Source organism: Microbacterium sp. STRO-2N, from assembly GCF_057747775.1.
On record NZ_CM173223.1, the window covers coordinates 1,385,104 to 1,404,426 of the forward strand.

Annotated in this window: 19 protein-coding genes, 1 tRNA gene and 1 pseudogene; 16 read left to right on the top strand and 5 right to left on the bottom strand. The window is 71.4% G+C overall.

The features are described from left to right. Positions 1 to 20 precede the first annotated feature (20 nt). The 10 genes from eno (at position 21) to AC3ANN_RS06365 (ending at position 9,838) form a co-directional block, all read left to right on the top strand. Complete coding sequence (gene eno, locus AC3ANN_RS06320; protein ID WP_488340136.1) at positions 21 to 1,301, top strand: phosphopyruvate hydratase; 1,281 nt, start codon at positions 21 to 23, stop codon at positions 1,299 to 1,301. Positions 1,302 to 1,448: 147 nt separating this feature from the next. After that, a complete protein-coding gene (locus AC3ANN_RS06325) occupies positions 1,449 to 1,913 on the top strand; it encodes an FtsB family cell division protein (RefSeq protein WP_488340137.1) in 465 nt (154 codons plus the stop codon). A gap of 109 nt (positions 1,914 to 2,022) precedes the next feature. Further along, on the top strand, positions 2,023 to 2,538 hold the full coding sequence (locus tag AC3ANN_RS06330) for a DUF501 domain-containing protein (protein WP_488340138.1): 516 nt from the start codon (positions 2,023 to 2,025) through the stop codon (positions 2,536 to 2,538). Continuing rightward, a complete protein-coding gene (locus AC3ANN_RS06335; RefSeq protein ID WP_488340791.1) occupies positions 2,535 to 3,845 on the top strand; it encodes a S8 family peptidase in 1,311 nt (436 codons plus the stop codon). Before AC3ANN_RS06330 ends, AC3ANN_RS06335 begins: the two co-directional genes overlap by 4 nt. A gap of 33 nt (positions 3,846 to 3,878) precedes the next feature. Beyond that, the gene (locus AC3ANN_RS06340; protein ID WP_488340792.1) at positions 3,879 to 5,282 is read left to right on the top strand and encodes an NAD(P)/FAD-dependent oxidoreductase; all 1,404 of its coding nucleotides are present in this window, start codon (positions 3,879 to 3,881) and stop codon (positions 5,280 to 5,282) included. Positions 5,283 to 5,352: 70 nt separating this feature from the next. Beyond that, a tRNA-Leu gene (locus tag AC3ANN_RS06345) sits at positions 5,353 to 5,426 on the top strand. A gap of 84 nt (positions 5,427 to 5,510) precedes the next feature. Continuing rightward, positions 5,511 to 6,740 (top strand): alanine racemase, encoded by a 1,230-nt coding sequence (locus tag AC3ANN_RS06350; protein ID WP_488340139.1) that lies wholly within the window; start codon positions 5,511 to 5,513, stop codon positions 6,738 to 6,740. Continuing rightward, complete coding sequence (locus AC3ANN_RS06355; protein ID WP_488340140.1) at positions 6,737 to 8,050, top strand: D-arabinono-1,4-lactone oxidase; 1,314 nt, start codon at positions 6,737 to 6,739, stop codon at positions 8,048 to 8,050. Before AC3ANN_RS06350 ends, AC3ANN_RS06355 begins: the two co-directional genes overlap by 4 nt. An 82-nt stretch (positions 8,051 to 8,132) precedes the next feature. Next, positions 8,133 to 8,699, top strand: a complete 567-nt coding sequence (locus tag AC3ANN_RS06360) for a LemA family protein (protein ID WP_488340141.1) — start codon at positions 8,133 to 8,135, stop codon at positions 8,697 to 8,699. Positions 8,700 to 8,740: 41 nt separating this feature from the next. Further along, positions 8,741 to 9,838, top strand: coding sequence for a DNA glycosylase AlkZ-like family protein (locus tag AC3ANN_RS06365; protein WP_488340142.1), 1,098 nt, complete (start codon positions 8,741 to 8,743; stop codon positions 9,836 to 9,838). Between the two features lie 21 nt (positions 9,839 to 9,859). Here AC3ANN_RS06365 and AC3ANN_RS06370 read toward each other — a convergent pair whose 3' ends face one another. Both AC3ANN_RS06370 and AC3ANN_RS06375 read right to left on the bottom strand, forming a co-directional pair. Further along, positions 9,860 to 10,792, bottom strand: a complete 933-nt coding sequence (locus AC3ANN_RS06370) for a hypothetical protein (RefSeq protein ID WP_488340143.1) — start codon at positions 10,790 to 10,792, stop codon at positions 9,860 to 9,862. Positions 10,793 to 10,801: 9 nt separating this feature from the next. After that, a complete protein-coding gene (locus tag AC3ANN_RS06375) occupies positions 10,802 to 12,103 on the bottom strand; it encodes a winged helix-turn-helix domain-containing protein (protein ID WP_488340144.1) in 1,302 nt (433 codons plus the stop codon). Positions 12,104 to 12,197: 94 nt separating this feature from the next. Between AC3ANN_RS06375 and AC3ANN_RS06380 the strand changes: the two genes are divergently transcribed. After that, the gene (locus AC3ANN_RS06380) at positions 12,198 to 13,388 is read left to right on the top strand and encodes an AI-2E family transporter (RefSeq protein ID WP_488340145.1); all 1,191 of its coding nucleotides are present in this window, start codon (positions 12,198 to 12,200) and stop codon (positions 13,386 to 13,388) included. Then, positions 13,385 to 14,638, top strand: a complete 1,254-nt coding sequence (gene ilvA / locus AC3ANN_RS06385) for a threonine ammonia-lyase (RefSeq protein ID WP_488340146.1) — start codon at positions 13,385 to 13,387, stop codon at positions 14,636 to 14,638. The genes AC3ANN_RS06380 and ilvA overlap by 4 nt, the downstream gene beginning before the upstream one ends. 36 nt (positions 14,639 to 14,674) lie before the next feature. Here ilvA and greA read toward each other — a convergent pair whose 3' ends face one another. Further along, complete coding sequence (greA, locus tag AC3ANN_RS06390; protein WP_488340147.1) at positions 14,675 to 15,166, bottom strand: transcription elongation factor GreA; 492 nt, start codon at positions 15,164 to 15,166, stop codon at positions 14,675 to 14,677. Positions 15,167 to 15,292: 126 nt separating this feature from the next. Continuing rightward, a complete protein-coding gene (locus tag AC3ANN_RS06395; protein WP_488340148.1) occupies positions 15,293 to 15,691 on the bottom strand; it encodes a DUF4307 domain-containing protein in 399 nt (132 codons plus the stop codon). A gap of 119 nt (positions 15,692 to 15,810) precedes the next feature. On the opposite strand from AC3ANN_RS06395, the gene AC3ANN_RS06400 reads away from it, so the two are divergent. Then, positions 15,811 to 16,110, top strand: a complete 300-nt coding sequence (locus AC3ANN_RS06400) for a hypothetical protein (protein ID WP_488340149.1) — start codon at positions 15,811 to 15,813, stop codon at positions 16,108 to 16,110. Between the two features lie 34 nt (positions 16,111 to 16,144). Here the strand turns inward: AC3ANN_RS06400 and trhA are convergent, their stop codons facing one another. Continuing rightward, positions 16,145 to 16,888, bottom strand: coding sequence for a PAQR family membrane homeostasis protein TrhA (trhA, locus tag AC3ANN_RS06405; protein WP_488340150.1), 744 nt, complete (start codon positions 16,886 to 16,888; stop codon positions 16,145 to 16,147). A gap of 111 nt (positions 16,889 to 16,999) precedes the next feature. On the opposite strand from trhA, the gene AC3ANN_RS06410 reads away from it, so the two are divergent. The 3 genes and pseudogenes from AC3ANN_RS06410 to AC3ANN_RS06420 all read left to right on the top strand — a co-directional run bounded on the left by AC3ANN_RS06410 (position 17,000) and on the right by AC3ANN_RS06420 (position 19,321). Further along, on the top strand, positions 17,000 to 17,785 hold the full coding sequence (locus tag AC3ANN_RS06410; RefSeq protein WP_488340151.1) for an isoprenyl transferase: 786 nt from the start codon (positions 17,000 to 17,002) through the stop codon (positions 17,783 to 17,785). A gap of 147 nt (positions 17,786 to 17,932) precedes the next feature. Continuing rightward, positions 17,933 to 18,031: pseudogene (locus AC3ANN_RS06415) on the top strand (isoprenyl transferase); the annotation flags it as partial. 159 nt (positions 18,032 to 18,190) lie between these two features. Continuing rightward, positions 18,191 to 19,321, top strand: a complete 1,131-nt coding sequence (locus tag AC3ANN_RS06420) for an aminotransferase class V-fold PLP-dependent enzyme (RefSeq protein WP_488340152.1) — start codon at positions 18,191 to 18,193, stop codon at positions 19,319 to 19,321. Positions 19,322 to 19,323: the final 2 nt, after the last annotated feature.

The following is a 19,323-nucleotide window of genomic DNA, read 5'->3' on the forward strand; positions in this document are numbered from 1 at the left end:
CACAAGCAAGGAGTCACCCTGTGGCACAGATCGAGGCTGTAGGCGCGCGCGAGATCCTCGACTCGCGCGGAAACCCGACCATCGAAGTGGAGGTGCTGCTCGACGACGGCATTGTCCAGCGTGCGGCCGTCCCCTCGGGTGCGTCGACCGGTGCCTTCGAGGCGTACGAGCTGCGCGACGGCGACAAGGGCCGCTATGGCGGCAAGGGCGTCCTCAAGGCCGTCGCCGCCGTCATCGATGAGCTCGGCCCGGCGATCGAGGGCGTCGAGGCGAGCGAGCAGCGCGTCATCGACGAGATCCTCATCGCCACCGACGGCACAGAGAACAAATCGCGCACCGGTGCGAACGCCATCCTCGGCGTCTCGCTCGCGGTCGCCAAGGCCGCCGCCGACTCGGCCGATCTGCCCCTCTTCCGCTATCTCGGCGGTCCGAACGCGCACGTGCTCCCGGTGCCGCTCTTCAACGTCATCAACGGCGGCGAGCACGCCGACAACGGCATCGACTTCCAGGAGTTCTTCCTGGCCCCGATCGGCGCCGAGACGTACGCCGAGTCGCTGCGCTGGGGCACCGAGGTCTACCACGTCCTCAAGGGCGAGCTGAAGGCCGCCGGCTTCGCCACCGGCCTGGGCGACGAAGGCGGGTTCGCCCCCGACCTGCCGAGCAACCGCGAGGGCCTCGACTTCCTCATGAAGGCGATCGAGAAGGCCGGGTTCACGCCGGGCGAGCAGATCGCCGTGGGCCTCGACGTCGCCGCGACCGAGTTCTTCAAGGACGGCGTCTACACCGTCGAGGGCAAGCCGTGGTCGGCCGAGCAGCTCACCGACTACTTCGCCGACCTCGTCGCGAACTACCCCGTCGTCACGATCGAGGACGCCCTCGCCGAGGACGACTGGGATGCGTGGAAGGCGCTCACCGACAAGATCGGCTCGAAGGTGCAGCTGGTCGGCGACGACCTGTTCGTCACGAACCCCACGCGCCTGCAGAAGGGCATCGACCTCGGCGTCGGCAACGCGCTGCTGGTCAAGGTCAACCAGATCGGCACGCTGTCCGAGACGCTCGACGCCATCTCGCTGGCGACCCAGAACGGGTACCGCTCGATGCTGTCGCACCGATCCGGCGAGACCGAGGACACCACGATCGCCGACCTCGCCGTCGCCGTCAACGCGGGTCAGATCAAGACCGGCGCGCCCGCCCGCAGCGAGCGCGTCGCGAAATACAATCAGCTTCTGCGCATCGAGGAGGAGCTCGGCGAGGCCGCGGTGTTCGCGGGCCGCGGAGCGTTCCCCCGGTTCAAGGGCTGATGCGCTGACAGCGTTCTGACGAGAGCAGCGTCGCGCAGCGGCGTACTGACGAGAGGGGGAGCCGTGGCGAAGACGACGGCTCCCCCTTCTCGTTCCCGCCGGGCCGGCAGCGCGCCGCGACGCCGGCCGCCGCGGCGGCCGGTCGACGTGCGTGAATGGCTCGGCGGCATCCGCCTGTCGGGCTTCATGGTCATCATGCTCGGCCTCGTGGTGCTGGCGGCGTTCGTGCTGGTGCCGACGATCGGCACGTACGTCGACCAGCGGCAGCGCATCGCCGCCCTCGAGGCGGCCGTGCAGCTCAGTCGCGAGGAGGTCGCCGAGCTCGAGTCGCAGCGCGACCGCTGGCGCGATCCCGCCTACATCACGACGCAGGCGCGGGAGCGGCTGTATTACGTCCGGCCCGGCGAAGTGGTCTACCTGGTCGACAACGACCTGCCGCCCGAGCTGGCCCCGCAGGAGCAGGGCCCGGTGAGCGAAGAGGTGCAGCAGACCCGCACCGACTGGATGTCGCAGCTGGTGCGGTCGGTCACCGAGGCGGGCCTCGCGCAGACCGTCGCCCCCGTGACGATCGGCGTCCCCGACCCCGGCTCGACACCCGCCCCGACGCCCTGAACCGGGGGGCGCGAGGCCGCGGCATCCGTCGACGTGCGGCCGGCTCGTGCGACGCCGGGGCACGCGGGCGATCCAGCCCCGTCCCAGCAGCCACCGGTACCCTGGCGACGTGACGACTCCGCCGTTCCCTCCCGTCAGCGAAGCCGACCTCGCCGTCCTGCACGATCAGCTGGGCCGGCCCGCCCGAGGCGTCGTCGGAATCGCCGCGCGATGCGTGTGCGGCAACCCCACCGTCGTGGCGACGTCGCCGCGGCTGCCCGACGGCACGCCGTTCCCCACGTTCTACTACCTGACGCATCCCGCTGCGACGGCCGCCATGTCGACGCTGGAAGCCGACCACGTCATGCCCGAGCTCGCCGAAGAGCTCGCCGATGAGGACATCGCAGCCGCCTACCGGCGCGCACACGAGGCGTATCTGCGCGATCGCGCGGCGTACGGCGAGGTCGAAGAGATCGACGGCATCTCGGCCGGCGGCATGCCCACGCGCGTCAAGTGCCTCCACGCCCTCGCAGGACACGCTCTCGCGGCCGGTCCCGGCGTCAACCCGATCGGCGACCTCGCCCTGGCGAGGTCGCCGTGGTCGCCGGACCGCTGCGTCTGCGCGCAACCGGGTACGGCCGGATGACGCGCCGCGGGTTCACGGCCGTCGCGGCGGCCGCGGCATCCGTCGCGGCCGTCCTGACGCTCGTCGCCTCCGCACCGGCGATGGCCGCGCCCGCGCCGGGGCCGACGGCACCGGCGCCCGGGGAGGATCCGGTCCGCGCCGCGGAGTACTGGCTCGCCGACTACGGCATCGAGACCGCATGGCAGACCACGCGCGGCGCCGGCGTGAAGATCGCGGTCATCGACACCGGCATCGCCAAGGGACCGGTGGAGTTCGACGGCGCGGTCGCCGGCGGCACCGACGTGTCGGGCATCGGATCCAAGGACGGTCGCACGCCGGTCGGCGCCGTCGACTCCGACCACGGCAGCTGGGTGGCCTCGCTCGCGGCGGCGCGGGGGACCGGCCCCGGCACCGGCATGATCGGCGTCGCGCCGGAGGCCGAGCTGCTCTCGGTGTCGGTCGGCTTCGGCTCGGCGGCGGCCCGTTCGTTCACGGACCAGATCGCCGACGCCATCCGCTGGTCGGTCGACCACGGCGCCGACGTCATCAACATGTCGCTCACGACCAACGTGCTGGACTGGCCGGAGAGCTGGGACGACGCGTTCCTCTACGCGTTCGAGAACGACGTCGTGGTCGTCGTGGCCGCGGGCAACCGGGCCAGCGGCACGACGCGCGTCGGGGCGCCGGCGACGATCCCCGGCGTGCTGACCGTCGCGGGCGTCGATCCGCAGGGTCACGCGAGCGTGGATGCCTCCACCCAGGGCATCACGATCGGCGTCGCGGCACCCAGCGAGAAGCTCATCGGCGTCTCGCCCGACGGACGCCTCGTGCAGTGGGACGGCACGAGCGGCGCGGCACCGATCGTCGCGGGGATCGCCGCGCTCGTGCGCTCCGCGCATCCCGACCTCGACGCGAACAACGTCATCAACCGCATCCTCGAGACCGCGCGACCGGCCCCCGGCACGACGGGCGTCCCCGATCCGCTCCTCTACGGCGAGGGACTGGTGGATGCCGCGGCCGCGGTCTCGGCATCCGTCCCGTCCGTCAGCGAGAACCCGATGGGCAGCCTCGAGGAATGGGTGCGGCTGTACCGGCGCGCGCAGAACCCCGAACTGCCGTCGGAACCGGTCCCGACGGTCGAGGTCCCGCCGCTGCCGCGCGCCGAGCCGGCGACCCCGGAGGAATCGCCGCTGCTTCCCGATCGCAATACGCTGCTGTATGGCACGCTGCCGCTCTCGGTGCTCACGGCGGCGGCTATACTGGTGGCGCTCGGCGTCACCGCAGCTGTCCGACGCATCCGATTGGCGTCCCGTGCGCCGAGCCGCTGACACAGGAGGAGTTCTCCACTCGTGACCAACACCGTGCCCAAGATCCTCATCGTCGGTGGCGGCTACGCAGGCTTCTACACGGCGTGGAAGCTGGAGAAGCACCTGCGCAAGGGCGAGGCCGAGGTGTCGATCGTCGATCCACTGCCCTACATGACGTACCAGCCGTTCCTCCCCGAGGTTGCGGCCGGCTCGATCGAGGCGCGCCACTCGGTCGTCGCGCTGCGCCGCCACCTCAAGCGCACGACCGTCATCGCGGCGAAGGTGACCGGCATCGACCACGCGAACAAGGTCGCGACGATCACGCCGATCGTGGGGGAGCCCTACGAGTTCGCTTACGACCAGATCGTCGTCACCGCAGGCGCCGTCTCGCGCACCTTCCCGATTCCGGGCATCGCCGACAACGCGATCGGGCTCAAGACGATCGAAGAGGCGGTCGCGATCCGCGACAAGCTGATGTCGAACTTCGACAAGGCCTCCGTCCTGCCCCCCGGCCCCGAGCGCGACCGGCTGCTGACCGTCGTCGTCGTCGGCGGCGGGTTCGCGGGCATCGAGGTGTTCGCCGAGCTGCGTTCGCTGGCCTCGTCGCTGGTCAAGAGCTATCCGCAGCTCACGTTCGACGACACCCACTTCCACCTCATCGAGGCGATGGGGCGCATCATGCCCGAGGTGTCGCTGAAGACGAGCGAGTGGGTGCTGAAGAACCTCGCCCAGCGCGGCGCCTCCGTGCACCTCGACACGCAGGTCACGGGCGCCATCGGGGGCAACGTCGAGCTCTCCACCGGCGAGGTCATCCCGACCGACCTGATCATCTGGACGGCGGGCGTCATGGCCAACCCGACGGTGGTCCGCGGCGGCGACCTCCCCGTCGAGGAGCGCGGCCGCATCCGCACGCGCGCCGACCTGCGCGTGGGCTCCGAGGACGAGATCGTCGAGGGCGCCTGGGCCGCCGGCGACGTGGCGGCCGTCCCGGACCTGTCGGGTGGAGGCGTCGGCGGCTACTGCGTGCCGAACGCCCAGCACGCCGTCCGCCAGGCCAAGCTCCTCGCGAAGAACCTCGTCGGCGTGCTGCGCGGCGAGCTGCCCCGCGACTACTTCCACAAGAACCTCGGCGCCGTCGCCGGCCTCGGCCTGTGGGTCGGTGTCTTCCAGTCCGGCAGGATCGCGCTCAAGGGACCGATCGCGTGGCTCGCGCACCGCGGCTACCACGGACTGGCGATGCCGTCGTGGGAGCGCAAGTGGCGCGTGCTGTGGGGCTGGTGGAACAACTTCTGGCTCGGGCGCGACCTCGTCAACCTGTCGACGGTCCAGAACCCGCGCTACGTGTTCGAGGAGTTCGCTGCGCGTCCGCGCCCGCCGCAGCCGGTCGAGGCCGCCGAGCCGGTCAAGAAGCCGGCGCCGCGTAAGAAGGCCGCCGAGAAGGTGGCCGCCGGCAGCTGATTCCAGCCGGATGCCGCGACCCGTCTGAGAGGATGGGTCGCGGCATCCGCGTTTCGTGAGGAAGGCGATCGCCCCCGTAGCCCAACCGGCAGAGGCAGGCGACTTAAACTCGCCACAGTGTGGGTTCGAATCCCACCGGGGGTACGCGACGCACCCTCGGCAGCGTCGGGCGTCGTGCCTTTCGGGCTCTAGGCTGGAGCGCATGCGCGCGCACCCGAAGCGGGCCGTATGAGCCTTGACCTGCTGTCCGTTCCCCCGGCGACGAAGCCGTGGGCCGATCCGGCGTCCTACTGGGGCGCCATGACCCGTGCCGTCGAGGCGGTGAGCGGCCCCGTCGCCGCGATCAGCCTCCAGGCGCTGCGCTTCAACGCGCTGGATCTCGTGGTCCGGGCCGGGGGAGTGCCGATCCGTGTCGCGAGCAAGTCCGTGCGCGTGCGTGAGGTGCTCGATGCTGTGCTGGCCGTCCCCGGCTATCGCGGCATCCTCGCGTTCACGCTGCCCGAGGCGCTATGGCTCGCAGAGAAGCATGACGACATCGTGCTGGGCTACCCCACCGTCGACCGAGCGGCGATCGCGGCGCTGGCCGCCGACGAGGCCGCCGCGGCGCGGATCACGCTGATGATCGACGACCTCGCCCAGCTGGATCTCGTGGACTCGGTCGTCGCACCCGGGAGCCGCCCCGTCATCCGCGTGGCGATCGACGCCGACGCGTCGTGGCGCGCTCCCGCGCTCGGGCACATCGGCGTGCTCCGCTCGCCGGTCCACGAAGCAGGCGAGGTCGCCGCGCTCGCGCGCGGGGTGGCCGCCCGCCCGGGATTCGCCCTCGTGGGTCTGATGATGTACGAGGCGCAGATCGCCGGCCAGGGGGATGCCACGGGCTCCGGGGACGCCGTCATCCGGTGGATGCAGCGCCGCTCTGCGGCCGAGCTCCTGGACCGTCGGGGCGCGATCGTCACCGCGCTGCGGGACATCGCCCCGCTCGAGTTCGTCAACGGCGGCGGGACGGGATCGCTCGAGGTCACGGCATCCGATCAGTCCGTCACCGAGCTCACCGCCGGAAGCGGCCTGCTGGCGGGGCACCTGTTCGACGGATACCGCGCCTTCGATCCCGCGCCGGCGGCCGCGTTCGCCCTGGAGGTGGTGCGCAAGCCCGCGCCCGACGTGGCGACGGTGCTCGGCGGCGGGTGGATCGCATCCGGTCCCGCGCTCGAATCCCGGCAGCCCCGGGCGGTGTGGCCGCAGGGCCTGCGCATGGCCCCCCGCGAGGGAGCGGGGGAGGTGCAGACCCCGCTGCGAGGCGACGCGGCCCGGGGGCTGCGCGTCGGCGACCGCGTGTGGTTCCGACACGCCAAGAGCGGTGAGCTCGCGGAGCGGGTCGAGCGCTATCACGTGGTCGACGGCGACGCCGTCGTCGGCATCGCCGACACCTATCGCGGCGAAGGCAAGGCGTTCCTGTGACGCGGCCGGGCGGCAGGTGGCAGAACTGGGGCCGCACAGAGGCGGTGCGGCCGCAGCGGGTCGAGTTCCCGCGCACGGTCGAGGCCGTCCAGCGTGCGGTGGTCGCGGCGGCGGCGCAGCGGATCCCGGTGAAGGCGGTCGGCGCGGGGCACAGCTTCACCGGCATCGCAGTCGCGCCCGGCGTGCTGCTCGAGCTGCGGGATCTCAGCGGACTGGTCTCGGTCGACGTCGAGCGATCGCGGGTCACCCTGCTCGCCGGCACACGCCTGCATCAGGTGCCGGCGCTCCTGGCGCCGTACGGGCTCGCGATGGAGAATCTCGGCGACATCGACCGGCAGTCCGTCGCGGGCGCGATCTCGACCGGCACGCACGGTACAGGCGCCAGGTTCGGAGGCCTCGCGACGCAGGTCGTGGGCGCGACCCTCGTCACCGCGACCGGTGATCTGCTGCGCGTCGACGACGATCACGACCCGGAGCTGCTGCCCGCGGTCGCGCTCGGACTCGGCGCGCTCGGCATCCTCGTCGAAGTGACGCTGCGCTGCGTCCCGGCGTTCGTGCTGCACGCCGTCGAGCGGCCCGAGGCGCTGGACGACGTGCTCGACGAGATCGAGGACCGCGTCGCCGGTGCGGACCACTTCGAGTTCTACTGGTTCCCGCACACCGACCGCGCGATGACCAAGACCAACACGCGCCTCCCCGAGAGTGCGCCCCGGCATCCGCTGTCGCCCGTCGGCAAGTGGATCGACGACGTCCTCGTCGGGACCGGCCTGCACCACGCGGCCTGTTCGGTGGGCAAGGCGATCCCGCCGCTCGTGCCGCCGATCAACCGCATCTCGGCGAAGGTGTGGGGCGATCGTGAATTCACGGATGCCTCGAACCGCGTGTTCGCGACCGCTCGCTCGGTGCGCTTCCGCGAGATGGAGTACGCGCTCCCGGCCGACAGCGTGCGCCCGGCGTTCGACGCGCTGCGCGCGCTGATCGACGACCGCGGGTGGCGCATCGGCTTCCCGGTCGAGGTGCGCTTCGCCGCCGCAGACGACCGCTGGCTCTCGACCGCCCACGGCCGCGCCTGCGCGTACATCGCCGTGCACCGGTACTGGCGCGAGGACCCCGCGGAGTACTTCGGCGCGGTCGAGCAGATCATGCTCGCGCACGGCGGCCGCCCGCACTGGGGAAAGATGCACACGTTGGACGCGTCGGTGCTGCGGGAGAAGTATCCGCGCTTCGGCGACTTCGTCGCGCTGCGCGACCGACTCGACCCGGACAGGCTGTTCCGCAACGCCTACCTCGACCGCGTGCTCGGTGGGTAACGGCTGAGAGTACCGTGCCCGGGACAGTGGCTTCGAAGTCGCCGTCGCTAGGATGAGGGAAACCTCGAACGGAGACTCGCCTATGGAATGGCTGATCGCAGTCATCATCGTGGTGGCGCTCATCGTCATCGCCGGCATCTACCTGTGGGCGACCTACAACTCGCTCGTGCAGCTGAACGTGCGAGTGGACGAAGCGTGGAGCGACATCACCGTTCAGCTCAAGCGCCGCGCCGATCTCCTGCCGAACCTGATCGAGGCCGTCAAGGGCTATGCCGCGCACGAGAAGGCCGTCTTCGAGAACGTCACGCGGGCACGCGCCGAGACGCTGTCGGCGGCGGGACCCGCTGACGCGGGTGTGGCCGAGGGACACATGCAGCAGGCGCTGAAGTCGCTGTTCGCGGTCGCCGAGGCCTACCCGCAGCTGCAGGCCAGCCAGAACTTCCTGCAGCTGCAGCAGGCAGTCGTCGACACCGAAGACAAGATCCAGGCCTCGCGTCGCTTCTACAACGGCGGCGTGCGGGAGCTGAACACCAAGATCAAGGTGTTCCCGAACAATCTGTTCGCGCGCAACCTCGGTTTCCACGAGCGCGAGTTCTTCGAGGTCATCGACGGCGCCGCCATCTCGGAGCCCCCGCGCGTCCAATTCTGATGCGGAAGGCGCGTGTCCGGAGCCCTCGCTAGCGTCGACGCATGCCGTACCAGCTGACGCGTGAGGAAGCGCGCCGGCTCGCGATCAGCGCCCAGCTGCTTTCCGCCGAGCGCCCCGCGGGCATCGTCGAGGCGATCGATGCACTCACGGTCGTCGGCATCGAGCCGACGGCCGCGATCGCGCCGAGCACGGATCTCATCCTGTGGAGCAGGCTGGGCTGGCCCTACCAGCCCGCCGACCTCACACGTCTGGTTGAGGAGGACCGCGCCGTCTTCGAGTGGGGCGGCTTCTACCGGACGATGACCGACCTTCCGCTGCTGATCCCCGACATGCGTACGAGACCGCAGTCCGCCCGTGCTCGGGAGTGGCTGAGCGCCAACGACCGCTTCCGTCGGGACGTGCTGGACCGGCTGCGAATCGACGGACCGCTGCGGCCCGCCGAGATCCCCGACACGGCCCAGGTCTCGTGGACGTCATCCGGGTGGACCGACAACCGCAACACCTTGCAGATGCTCGACATGCTGGTACTGCGCGGCGAGGTCGCCATCTCGCGGCGGGACTCGGCCGGGAGGCTCTTCGACCTCGCTGAACGGGTCTATCCCTCGGACCCGCTCGAGCTCACGCCGGAGGATGCCGCGCGCGAACGCGCCGAGCGACGGCTCGCGTCACTGGGCATCGCGAGGTCGAAGAGCGTCGCCCAGCCGATCGAGCCCATCGACGTCGGCGCGATCGGCGAGATCGCGGTCGTCGAGGGCGTCGACGGCACGTGGCGCATCGACCCCGGCTTGCTCGAGGCGATCGGGGGCTTCGCGCCGCGCACCGCGCTGCTGTCTCCCTTCGACCGGCTCGTGTTCGATCGCCGGCGGCTCGAGGAGCTCTTCGACTACGAGTACCTGCTCGAGATGTACACGCCCGCCGCGAAGCGGCGGTGGGGCTACTTCGCGCTGCCGATCCTGCACGGCGACCGGTTCGTCGGCAAGCTGGACGCGAAGGCCGATCGCAAGGCGGGCGTGCTTCGAGTGAACGCCGTGCACGAGGACGAGCCGTTCACCGACGACGTGGCCGGCGCCGTCGAGCGCGAGATCCGGGAACTCGCGAGATGGCTGGGCCTCGAACTGCAGGGCATGCCCGGCGCGTGAGCCGCGCACGCCCGCGACCGGTCATCGGACGCTGAGCACGGTCCGCTCGCCGTCGAGCGCGATCGTGCCACGCAGGGCCCAATCGTCGGCGCGGTACGTGAACGAGGCCGTGCTGCCGTCGCGCGTCATGCCGTGCGCCGTCGCGACCAGCACGCCGCCCGTCGCATCGAACGACCGTGCGTCGGCCGAGACCGCGACGGTCGGGTACTGCTCGATGCGGAAGGCGATCCGCTCGAGCGAGGCGAGGTCGGCCGCCCACGGCACGACGATGCCGCAGTGCTCGGGGACGGCTGCAGCCGGCTCGGCGCACGCTTCGGCGTACGCGTCGAGCTGCTCCTGCACCCGGGACGCGGCGTCCGGAGCGAGCGCTGCGGTGAGCGAGACGGTCGTCGGCTCCCCGGTGCCGACGGCGGCCTCGGCCGAGCCCTCCAGGATGCCGCGCGGCGCGGCTGCGACGGCGTACTCGCCAGGAAGCAGCGCGAGCGGCGTCGCCGTCGGTGCGAGCGCATCGCCCACGAGCACCCAGTCCAGTGGCACGCCGTCCCCGACCGCCGCGTCGACGGTCAGAGTGCCGGCCTGGTCGCCGACCAGGGTCCAGCCGGATCCGCTGCTCTCGAGCTCGAACCGGATGTCCTTGCGCGCACCGCCGAGCTCCGCCGAGGCGCGCACCTCGACGATCCCGTCGCCCTGCTCGGCCAGCTCGTCGATGCGCGGATCGGCAATGTACGCCGACGCGCCGAGGAACGCCTGCTCGAGAAGCTCCTCCTGCGTGTCGGGCAGCGGCTCCCGCATCGCCTGGACGCCACCGAGGTCGCCCGCCGCGAGAGCCGAGAGATACGAACGCGCGGCGTCCTCCGCGGACTGTCCGCGGGAGACCGCCCACCAGGCGAGGCCGCCGCCGGCGAGGACGACCACGCCGGCTGCGGCGATGCCGACGATGGCTGCTCGCTTCACCTCTCCACGCTAGCTGGCGAGCTCGGCCGGAGCGAGCTCCGCCGGCTCGTCGTCGGCGAGAGCCGCCGCCTGCGCGGGGCCGCCATCGTGACGGGCGGCGGCCGGCATCACGCGGGCGAGGTCATCGACCGCGTCGCCCCAGCGCGAGATCGACACCGACTCCAGCCCCTGCCACTGCGCGGCGAGCTCGAGCTGCTCGGCGAGCCGCGGTGCGGCATCCGTCGGCCTGCCGTGCTCCCACCACGCGGACTGCACGAGAAGCGTCGACGCACCGCGGTCGGCCTTCAGGTCCACGCGCCCGACGAGATCGTCGTCGATGAGCACCGGGAGCGAGTAGTACCCGTAGCGGCGCTTGGGGGCGGGCGTGTAGATCTCGATGCGGTACTCGAAGTCGAAGAGCCGCTCGGCACGGTCGCGGAACCACACCACCGGGTCGAACGGCGTCAGGACCGCTGCCGCCTCGATCCGCCGCGGCACGACGGCATCGCGATGCAGCCACGCCGCGGTCGGGCGGCCCGCCGACGTCCAGCCCGCGACGGTCACCGGCTGGAGTTCACGGGAGTCGGTGAGCTCGCGGATCGCGGCGAGCACCGCCTTGCGGTCGCGGATGCGCCAGTAGTCGGCGAGATCGCCCGCGGTCGCGACGCCGTACGCGCGGGCGGCCCGGCGCACGAGCTCGCGCACGGCGTCGTCGCGCGGCACGGGCGCGGCGAGGACGTCGGAGGGGATGACGTGCTCGGCGAGCGCGTACCTGCGCTCGAAGCCGCGCCGGCCCGCGATCGCGACCTCGCCGAACAGCCACATGTACTCGAGCGCGTGCTTGACGACGTCCCAGTCCCACCACGGCCCCCGCGCGCCCTTCTTGGCGTCGTGCTCGATCTGCGCGGGACGCAGCGGACCGCGCTCGGCCAGCTCGGAGCGGACCCAGTCGACGATCTCGCGATGCGTGTCGAACCACCCGCCGGGCTTCGAACCGTACTTGGCCCGCAGGTCGTCCATGCGGAAGCGGAAGAGGCCCCAGTCGGCGGCAGGGATGAAGGCCGCGACGTGCGCCCAGTACTCGACGTACGGTGCTCGGCGTGCGAACAGGAGGCGATCCAGTGCAGCGGTGTCGTAGACGCCGAGGCGCGAGAACAACGGCATGTAGTGGGATCGCGCGAAGACGTTGACGGAGTCGATCTGCAGCGTCCCCATGCGCGCGAGCGCGCCGTTCAGCTGACGCGTCCCGGCCGACGCGGGGCGGGGCTTGGCGAACCCCTGGGCGGCGAGGGCGATGCGGCGAGCCTCGGCGGCGCTGAGTGACGATCTCACGGGCGCCAGCCTAACCAGCGGCTCCGACATCCCGGGGGCCCGGCGTCCGCCCACGCATCACCGCGGCGGCATGCGACGCGCCTAGACTGGCGGGATGAGCGGCCCCGACGACAAGCCCCGCGGCTCGCTGTTCGACGCCATCCGCGACCGGAACCGCGTCGTATCGACAGATCTCTCGGGCTCGATCCCGCAGGGACTGCGCATCGCGACCGCCTACTCGTGGCGGTTCCTCGTCGTCGCCGCCGCGATCGGTGTCGCGATCTGGCTCGTGATCCAGCTCAAGCTGCTGGTCATACCGCTCCTCATCGGCATCCTCGTCACCGCGCTGCTGTGGCCGGCGTTCGCCTTCATGCTGCGTCACCGCGTCCCGAAGTGGCTCGCGATCCTCATCTCGATCCTGGGCACGCTCGCGATCGTGGCGGGACTCCTGTGGCTCGTCGGATGGCAGATCGCCCGCCAGTGGGAGTCGGTGCAGGCGAGCACCGTCACCGCGGTGGAGCAGTTCCGCCAGTACCTCATCGACGGTCCGCTGCACCTCACCGAGGAGCAGATCGACGGCCTGCTCGACCAGGGTTGGTCCTTCCTGCAGGAGCAGGCCGAGTTGCTGTGGTCGGGCGCCCTGGCGATCGGCACGACGCTCGGCCACGTCGCGACGGGGGCGATCCTGTCGCTCTTCATCCTGCTGTGCCTGCTCGCCGACGGCGCCGGCATCTGGCGCTGGACGCTGCGGCTCTTCCCGAAGAAGGCGCGACCCGCCGCCGACGGCGCCGGTCGCGCGGGGTGGACGACCGTCGTCAACTATGCCCGCACGCAGCTCCTCGTCGCCACGATCGACGCCGTCGGCATCGGGCTGGGTGCATTCCTGCTCCAGGTCCCGCTGGCCATCCCGGTCGCAGTGCTCGTCTTCCTCGGCGCCTTCATCCCGATCGTCGGCGCCGTCCTGACCGGGGCCGTCGCGGTGTTCCTCGCCCTCGTCTACAACGGACCGTGGATCGCGCTGTGGATGCTCGTCGTCGTGCTGGGCGTGCAGCAGCTGGAGGGTCACGTGCTGCAGCCGCTCCTCATGGGATCGGCCGTCAAGGTGCACCCGCTCGCCGTCGTCCTCGTCGTCGCGGGCGGTGCGATGATCGCCGGCATCCCGGGCGCGCTGTTCGCAGTGCCGATCGCCGCCTTCGTCAACGTCGTCGCCGTGTACGTCGCCCAGAAGGCCTGGAAGACGGGCGCGGAACCGTCCGGCGATCTCATCTGGAGCACCGTGCCCCGCACGAGAAGGGCCCGCGCATGACAGCCGCCGCCTCCCGCACCCGTCCCTCCTCGCCGACTCTCGCGGACTTCGAGGATGCCGCGGCCGTGCTCGAGGGCGTGATCTCCCACACGCCTCTCGAGGCGTCTCAGCACCTCTCGGAGATCCTCGGCGTCCCGGCGTATCTGAAGCTCGAGAACCTGCAGCGGACCGGGTCGTTCAAGATCCGCGGGGCGACCTACCGCCTGTCGCGGCTCACGCCCGAGGAGCGCTCGCGTGGCGTCGTGGCAGCCTCGGCCGGCAACCACGCTCAGGGCGTCGCCCTCGCGGCGAAGGCCCTCGGCATCCCGGCGACGATCTTCATGCCGCTCGGCGTGCCGGTGCCGAAGCTCCTGGCGACCCGCGGCTACGGCGCGGACGTGGTGCTGGAGGGCGCGACCGTCGAGACGCCGCTGCGTCTGGCGGCCGAGTTCGCCGAGCGCACCGGCGCGGTGTTCATCCACCCGTTCGACCACCCCGACGTGATCGCGGGGCAGGGCACGCTCGGCCTCGAGCTGATGGACGAGGTGCCCGGCCTCGACACCGTCGTGCTGGGCATCGGCGGCGGCGGCCTCGTCGCCGGAGTCGCAGCCGCCGTCAAGGCGCGCGCCGCGGCGGAAGGGCGCACCGTCCGCATCATCGGGGTGCAGGCCGAGAACTCCGCGGCCTACCCGGCGTCGCTCAAGGCGGGGCATCCGATCGAGGTGGCGACCAAGCCGACGATCGCCGACGGCATCGCGGTGGCACGGCCCGGCGACCTGCCCTTCGAGATCATCCGCGACCTGGTGGACGATGTCGTCACGGTGTCGGAGGACGACATCGCGCGCGCGCTCCTGGTGCTGCTGGAACGCGCCAAGCAGGTCGTCGAGCCCGCCGGCGCGGTCGGAGTGGCGGCGATCCTCGCAGGAAAGGTGACCGCGACCGGCCCCACCGTGAGCGTGCTCTCGGGCGGCAACATCGATCCGCTGCTGCTGCAGCGGGTCGTCGCGCACGGGCTCGCGGCATCCGGTCGCTACATGACGCTGCGGATCCCGCTGCCGGATCGTCCCGGGCAGCTCGCACGCGTGTCGGAGCTGCTCGCGATCGCCGGTGCCAACGTGATCGAGGTGCTGCACACCCGCCACGGGCAGGGGCTTCAGATCAGCGAGGTCTTCCTGCAGCTGAGCGTCGAGACGCGGGGCGAGGAGCACCGTGCGCACGTCATCGCCGTGCTCGAGGAGGCCGGGTTCACGCCGACCGTCGTGCCGGACTAGGGGGCATCCCGCGCCGGCTCGCCGTGCGGGGCCCGGTCACTGCCCGTTGTAGGTCTCGACCTTAACGATCTCGACGGTGATCTCGCGGCCGTTGGGCGCGGTGTAGGAGGTCTTCTCGCCCTCCTTGCGACCGAGGATGGCCTCGCCCAGCGGAGACGCCTCGCTGTACACGTCGAGCTCGGAGCCGGCCGCGATCTCGCGGTTGCCGAGCAGGAACACCTCTTCGCCGCCGGCGATGATCGCCGTGACGACGGTGCCCGGCTCGACCACGCCCTTGCTCTCGGGTGCCTCGCCCACCTTGGCGGTCTTCAGAAGCTGCTGAAGGGTCCGGATGCGGGCCTCCTGCTTGCCCTGCTCGTCCTTGGCGGCGTGGTAGCCGCCGTTCTCCTTGAGGTCGCCCTCTTCGCGTGCGGCTTCGATGCGCTTGGCGATCTCTTCGCGGCCCGTCGTCGAGAGGTGCTCGAGCTCCGCCGCGAGGCGGTCGTAGGCATCCTGGGTCAGGAAGGTCACGGGGGCGTCGTTCGACACGGCTGACTCCTTCGGTCGGCAGGGGACGGTCGATAAACCGAACGCCCCGGCTCACGGCCAGGGCGCGTATCGACTGCAGTCCCGACAGACTACGTCACCGCGCCGATTCGGGCAAAACCCCCGGGACTAGCCCGCGACGACCCAGCACGAGTTCACGAAGCCCGTCGTGGCCAGCGCGGTCGTCGGGATCGTCTCGCGGAAGGCCTGGGCGTGCGTCTCGGATGCCGGGATCTCGACGACCCGCCATCCCACGACGCCGTGCTCCTCGTCCTGCGCCTCGATCGCACAGGCGACGTCGCGGCCGGGGGGAGAGGTGATCTGGAATCCGAGCGACACGGAGTGCTCGTCGACGACCTCGAAGGACGTCGTGTCGGCGTCGACCGCCTCGAGGGTGCCCTGGACGATCGACCATCCGACGTAGCCGACGCCCGCCACGACGATGAGCGAGACGACCGCGAGCAGCCAGCGGCGCGCGGGGGAACGGCGGCGGCCGTACCGGTCGTCGAGCAGGTCCTGCGTCGTCATGCCTCTCCTGAGTCTCGGGCCATCCGCCGGAAGATTAGGCTGGACTCCAGGCTATGCGCTCCTGCGCTCGGCCCCGCACACCCCCGACGGCTCGCCCCGCGAGCAGAGCGAGGACACCCATGCACCACGCGCTCGCCGCACTGGTCCACGCCGCGGCGACCCCGTCGCCGACGCCGACGCAGCCCGATCCCGAACTCGTCACCCCCGGTGTGTGGGGCTTCGTCATCACCGCGCTCGTCGCACTCGCGGTCGTGTTCCTGGTGTGGGACATGATGCGCCGCATCCGGCGAGGGCGCGTGCGCGCCGACATCCAGGAGGAGCTGGATGCCGAAGAGCAGGCTGCTCGTGCCGTCGAGGCGACCGACGTCGACGACCAGAGCATCGACCCCCGCGACGACGAGCCGCCCGCGCGACGCTGAGCGGCGGCATCCATCGCCGTCGGCGCCTGTCGCGTCAGCCGGGCAGTCCGAGTGACGGCGAGAGGGGATCCAGCGCGATCAGCAGGCAGGCGGTCCAGTGGCACAGGAACGCCACGACGGTGCAGACGTGGAAGATCTCGTGGAAGCCGAAGTGACCGGGCCACGGGTTCGGGCGCTTGAGCGCGTAGACGACCGCGCCGGCCGTGTACAGCAGTCCTCCCACGATGACGAGGATCATCATGGCGGCGTTCGCGGCGAAGAGGTCGGGGAGGTACATGACGGCCGCCCACCCCAGCACCAGGTAGAGCGCGACGTAGAGCCAGCGCGGCGCGTGGATCCAGAACACCCGGAACAGGATGCCGAGCAGCGCGCCGCTCCACACCAGCACGAGGAGCAGCATCCCCTTCTCGGGCGGGAGCGCCAGCGTGGCGATCGGGGTATACGTCCCCGCGATGAGCAGGAGGATGTTCGCGTGGTCGATCCGCTTGAGGATCGCCTTCGTCTTCGGCTTCCAGTCGAAGCGGTGGTACATCGCCGAATTGCCGAACAGGAGCAGCGACGTCGCCATGAAGACGGCACACGCCCACTTCGCGGGCGCGCCCTGGGCGAGCACGATCAGCACGACGCCGGCGGCGATCGCCACCGGGAACGTGGCGGCGTGGATCCAGCCGCGCCACGACGGCCGGATCTCGGGCGCCGCCGCATCCACGGCGGCGGCGTCCATGAGCGGCAGCACGGGGACTTCGGGAGCGTCGGGGAGGCGGCGACGGCGGCTCATGTGCCCAGCGTAGGCCGCGACGCATGCCGAGTGGGGCACATGCGGACCGCGACGGATGCCACACCCGGTGCACCGCTAGGGACCCCGGCCGCGCCGAGGTAGCGTAGGCGTGTGGCGCGCGGATCGGCGAACGAGGGCAGAGGGCCCCTCTACCGCCTCTACATCAACCGGCTACGGCGCCGGCTCGACCCCGCGACGGTGCCCCGCCACGTCGCGATGATGATCGACGGCAACCGGCGCTGGGCGCGGCAGCTGGGCTACGAGTCCGCCGCGCACGGTCACCGGGCAGGCGCAGCCAAGATGCGGGAGTTCCTGCGCTGGTGCGATGACGTCGGCATACGCGTGGTGTCGCTCTACCTCCTCTCCAACGACAACCTCCGCAAGCGCGACTCCCGTGAGCTCTCGGACCTCATCGAGATCATCGCCGAGCTCGCCGACGAGCTCTCGCACGAGCGGGACTGGCGCGTGAAGCACGTCGGCCGCGCCGATGCGCTGCCGGAGGATCTCGCACGCGTGCTCGCCGACGCTGAGCGCCGCACCGCCGATCACCCCGGGCTGCACGTCAACCTCGCCGTCGGCTACGGCGGCCGCGGCGAGATCGTCGACGCCGTGCGCAGCATCATCGCCCAGCATCAGGTCGAGGGCGGGTCGCTCGAGGAGCTCGCGGCGAGCCTCACCCCCGAGCAGATCGGCGAGCACCTCTACACCGGCGGCCAGCCGGATCCCGACCTCGTCATCCGCACGTCGGGGGAGCAGCGCCTCAGCGACTTCCTGCTGTGGCAGTCCGCGCACTCGGAGTTCTATTTCGTCGAGGCGCTCGGGCCCGATCTCCGCGAGGTGGACTTCCTCCGTGCGATCCGCGACTTCGCGTCGCGTGACCGCCGGTTCGGGGGGTGACTGCCCGTCTGTCCCACACAGAGGTTCTCCTTCGTCGAGGCGCTCGGCCCCGATCTCCGCGAGGTGGACTTCCTCCGCGCGATCCGCGACTTCGCGTCGCGTGACCGCCGGTTCGGGGGGTGACTGCCCGTCTGTCCCACACAGAGGTTCTCCTTCGTCGAGGCGCTCGGCCCCGATCTCCGCGAGGTGGACTTCCTCCGCGCGATCCGCGACTTCGCGTCGCGTGACCGCCGGTTCGGGGGGTGACTGCCCGTCTGTCCCACACAGAGGTTCTCCTTCGTCGAGGCGCTCGGCCCCGATCTCCGCGAGGTGGACTTCCTCCGCGCGATCCGCGACTTCGCGTCGCGTGACCGCCGGTTCGGGGGATAGGCGCCGGCGAACGGCGGACGCGGGCGTTCTGCCAGAATGATCCGCGTGACGGATCTGGACTCGTATCTGGCGTCGTTCGATGGGGAACCGGGGTATCTGGACTGGGCCGCGTTCGGACCGCTCGCTCCCGTCGTGCGCGCCGAGGCGCAGGGCGACACCGAGCTGCTCGGCTCGGGGCGCCGCACGAGCATCGAACTCGTCGACGCCCATGTCGTGGAGGCTCGCGAACTCGCGGCCCGGCTCCTCGGAGCGGACGCCTCGCACGTGGCCCTGCAGCCCTCGACGACGTACGGGCTCATGCATGCCATCTACGGACTGACCGGCGGTCTGATGCTCGGACGCGGCGAGTTCCCGAGCCTCACCGTCGCCGCAACCCGCGCGGCGGACGCCCTGGGAGCGATCCAGCTGCAGTGGCTCGAGCCGGCGGACGGGCTGATCACGCCCGACCTGGTGCGCGAGGCGCTCACGGACGACACTCGCGCGCTGGCGGTGAGTCTCGTCGACTTCCGCACCGGCTACCGCGCCGACCTTCCCGCGCTCCGCGACGTCATCGGGGACCGGCTGCTCATCGTCGACGCCATCCAGGGCTTCGGCATGGTCGACGTCGACTATTCCGTCGCCGATGTGGTGTGCGGCCACGGCTACAAGTGGCTGCGCGCGGGCCGCGGTACCGGGTTCGCGTGGTTCGGCGACCGCGCCCTGGAGCGCATCGCGCCCGTCCTGTCCGGATTCCGGGGGGTCGAGGGCGATCTGCCCCTGGACGTCGTTCCTCCGCCCGCGCCTTCCGCGCAGGCGTTCGCGGTATCCGGCCACGACACGCTGGCGGCAGCACGACTCGCGGCGGCGCTGCGCGAGATCGTCGACGTCGGTGTGGCGACGATCGAGGCGGAGCTGGCCGCACGCACGGCCGATGTGATCTTCTTCGCCGACCGCTACGAGATCCCCGTCGTCACGCCGCGCGAGCCCGAGCGGCGTGCGGGCATCGTCACGCTGGAGCCCGCCGCGCAGGACGCCGCGCCCCTCGCGGCCTCGCTCGCCAATCACGGCCTGACCGTGACGACGCGGGCCGGGCGGATCCGCGTCGCCCCCCACGTGGGCACCGGTGCGGACACGCTGCGGCTGTTCGGCGACGCGCTCGCGGCCTTCTCGTCCACGCGCGTGTGGTGATT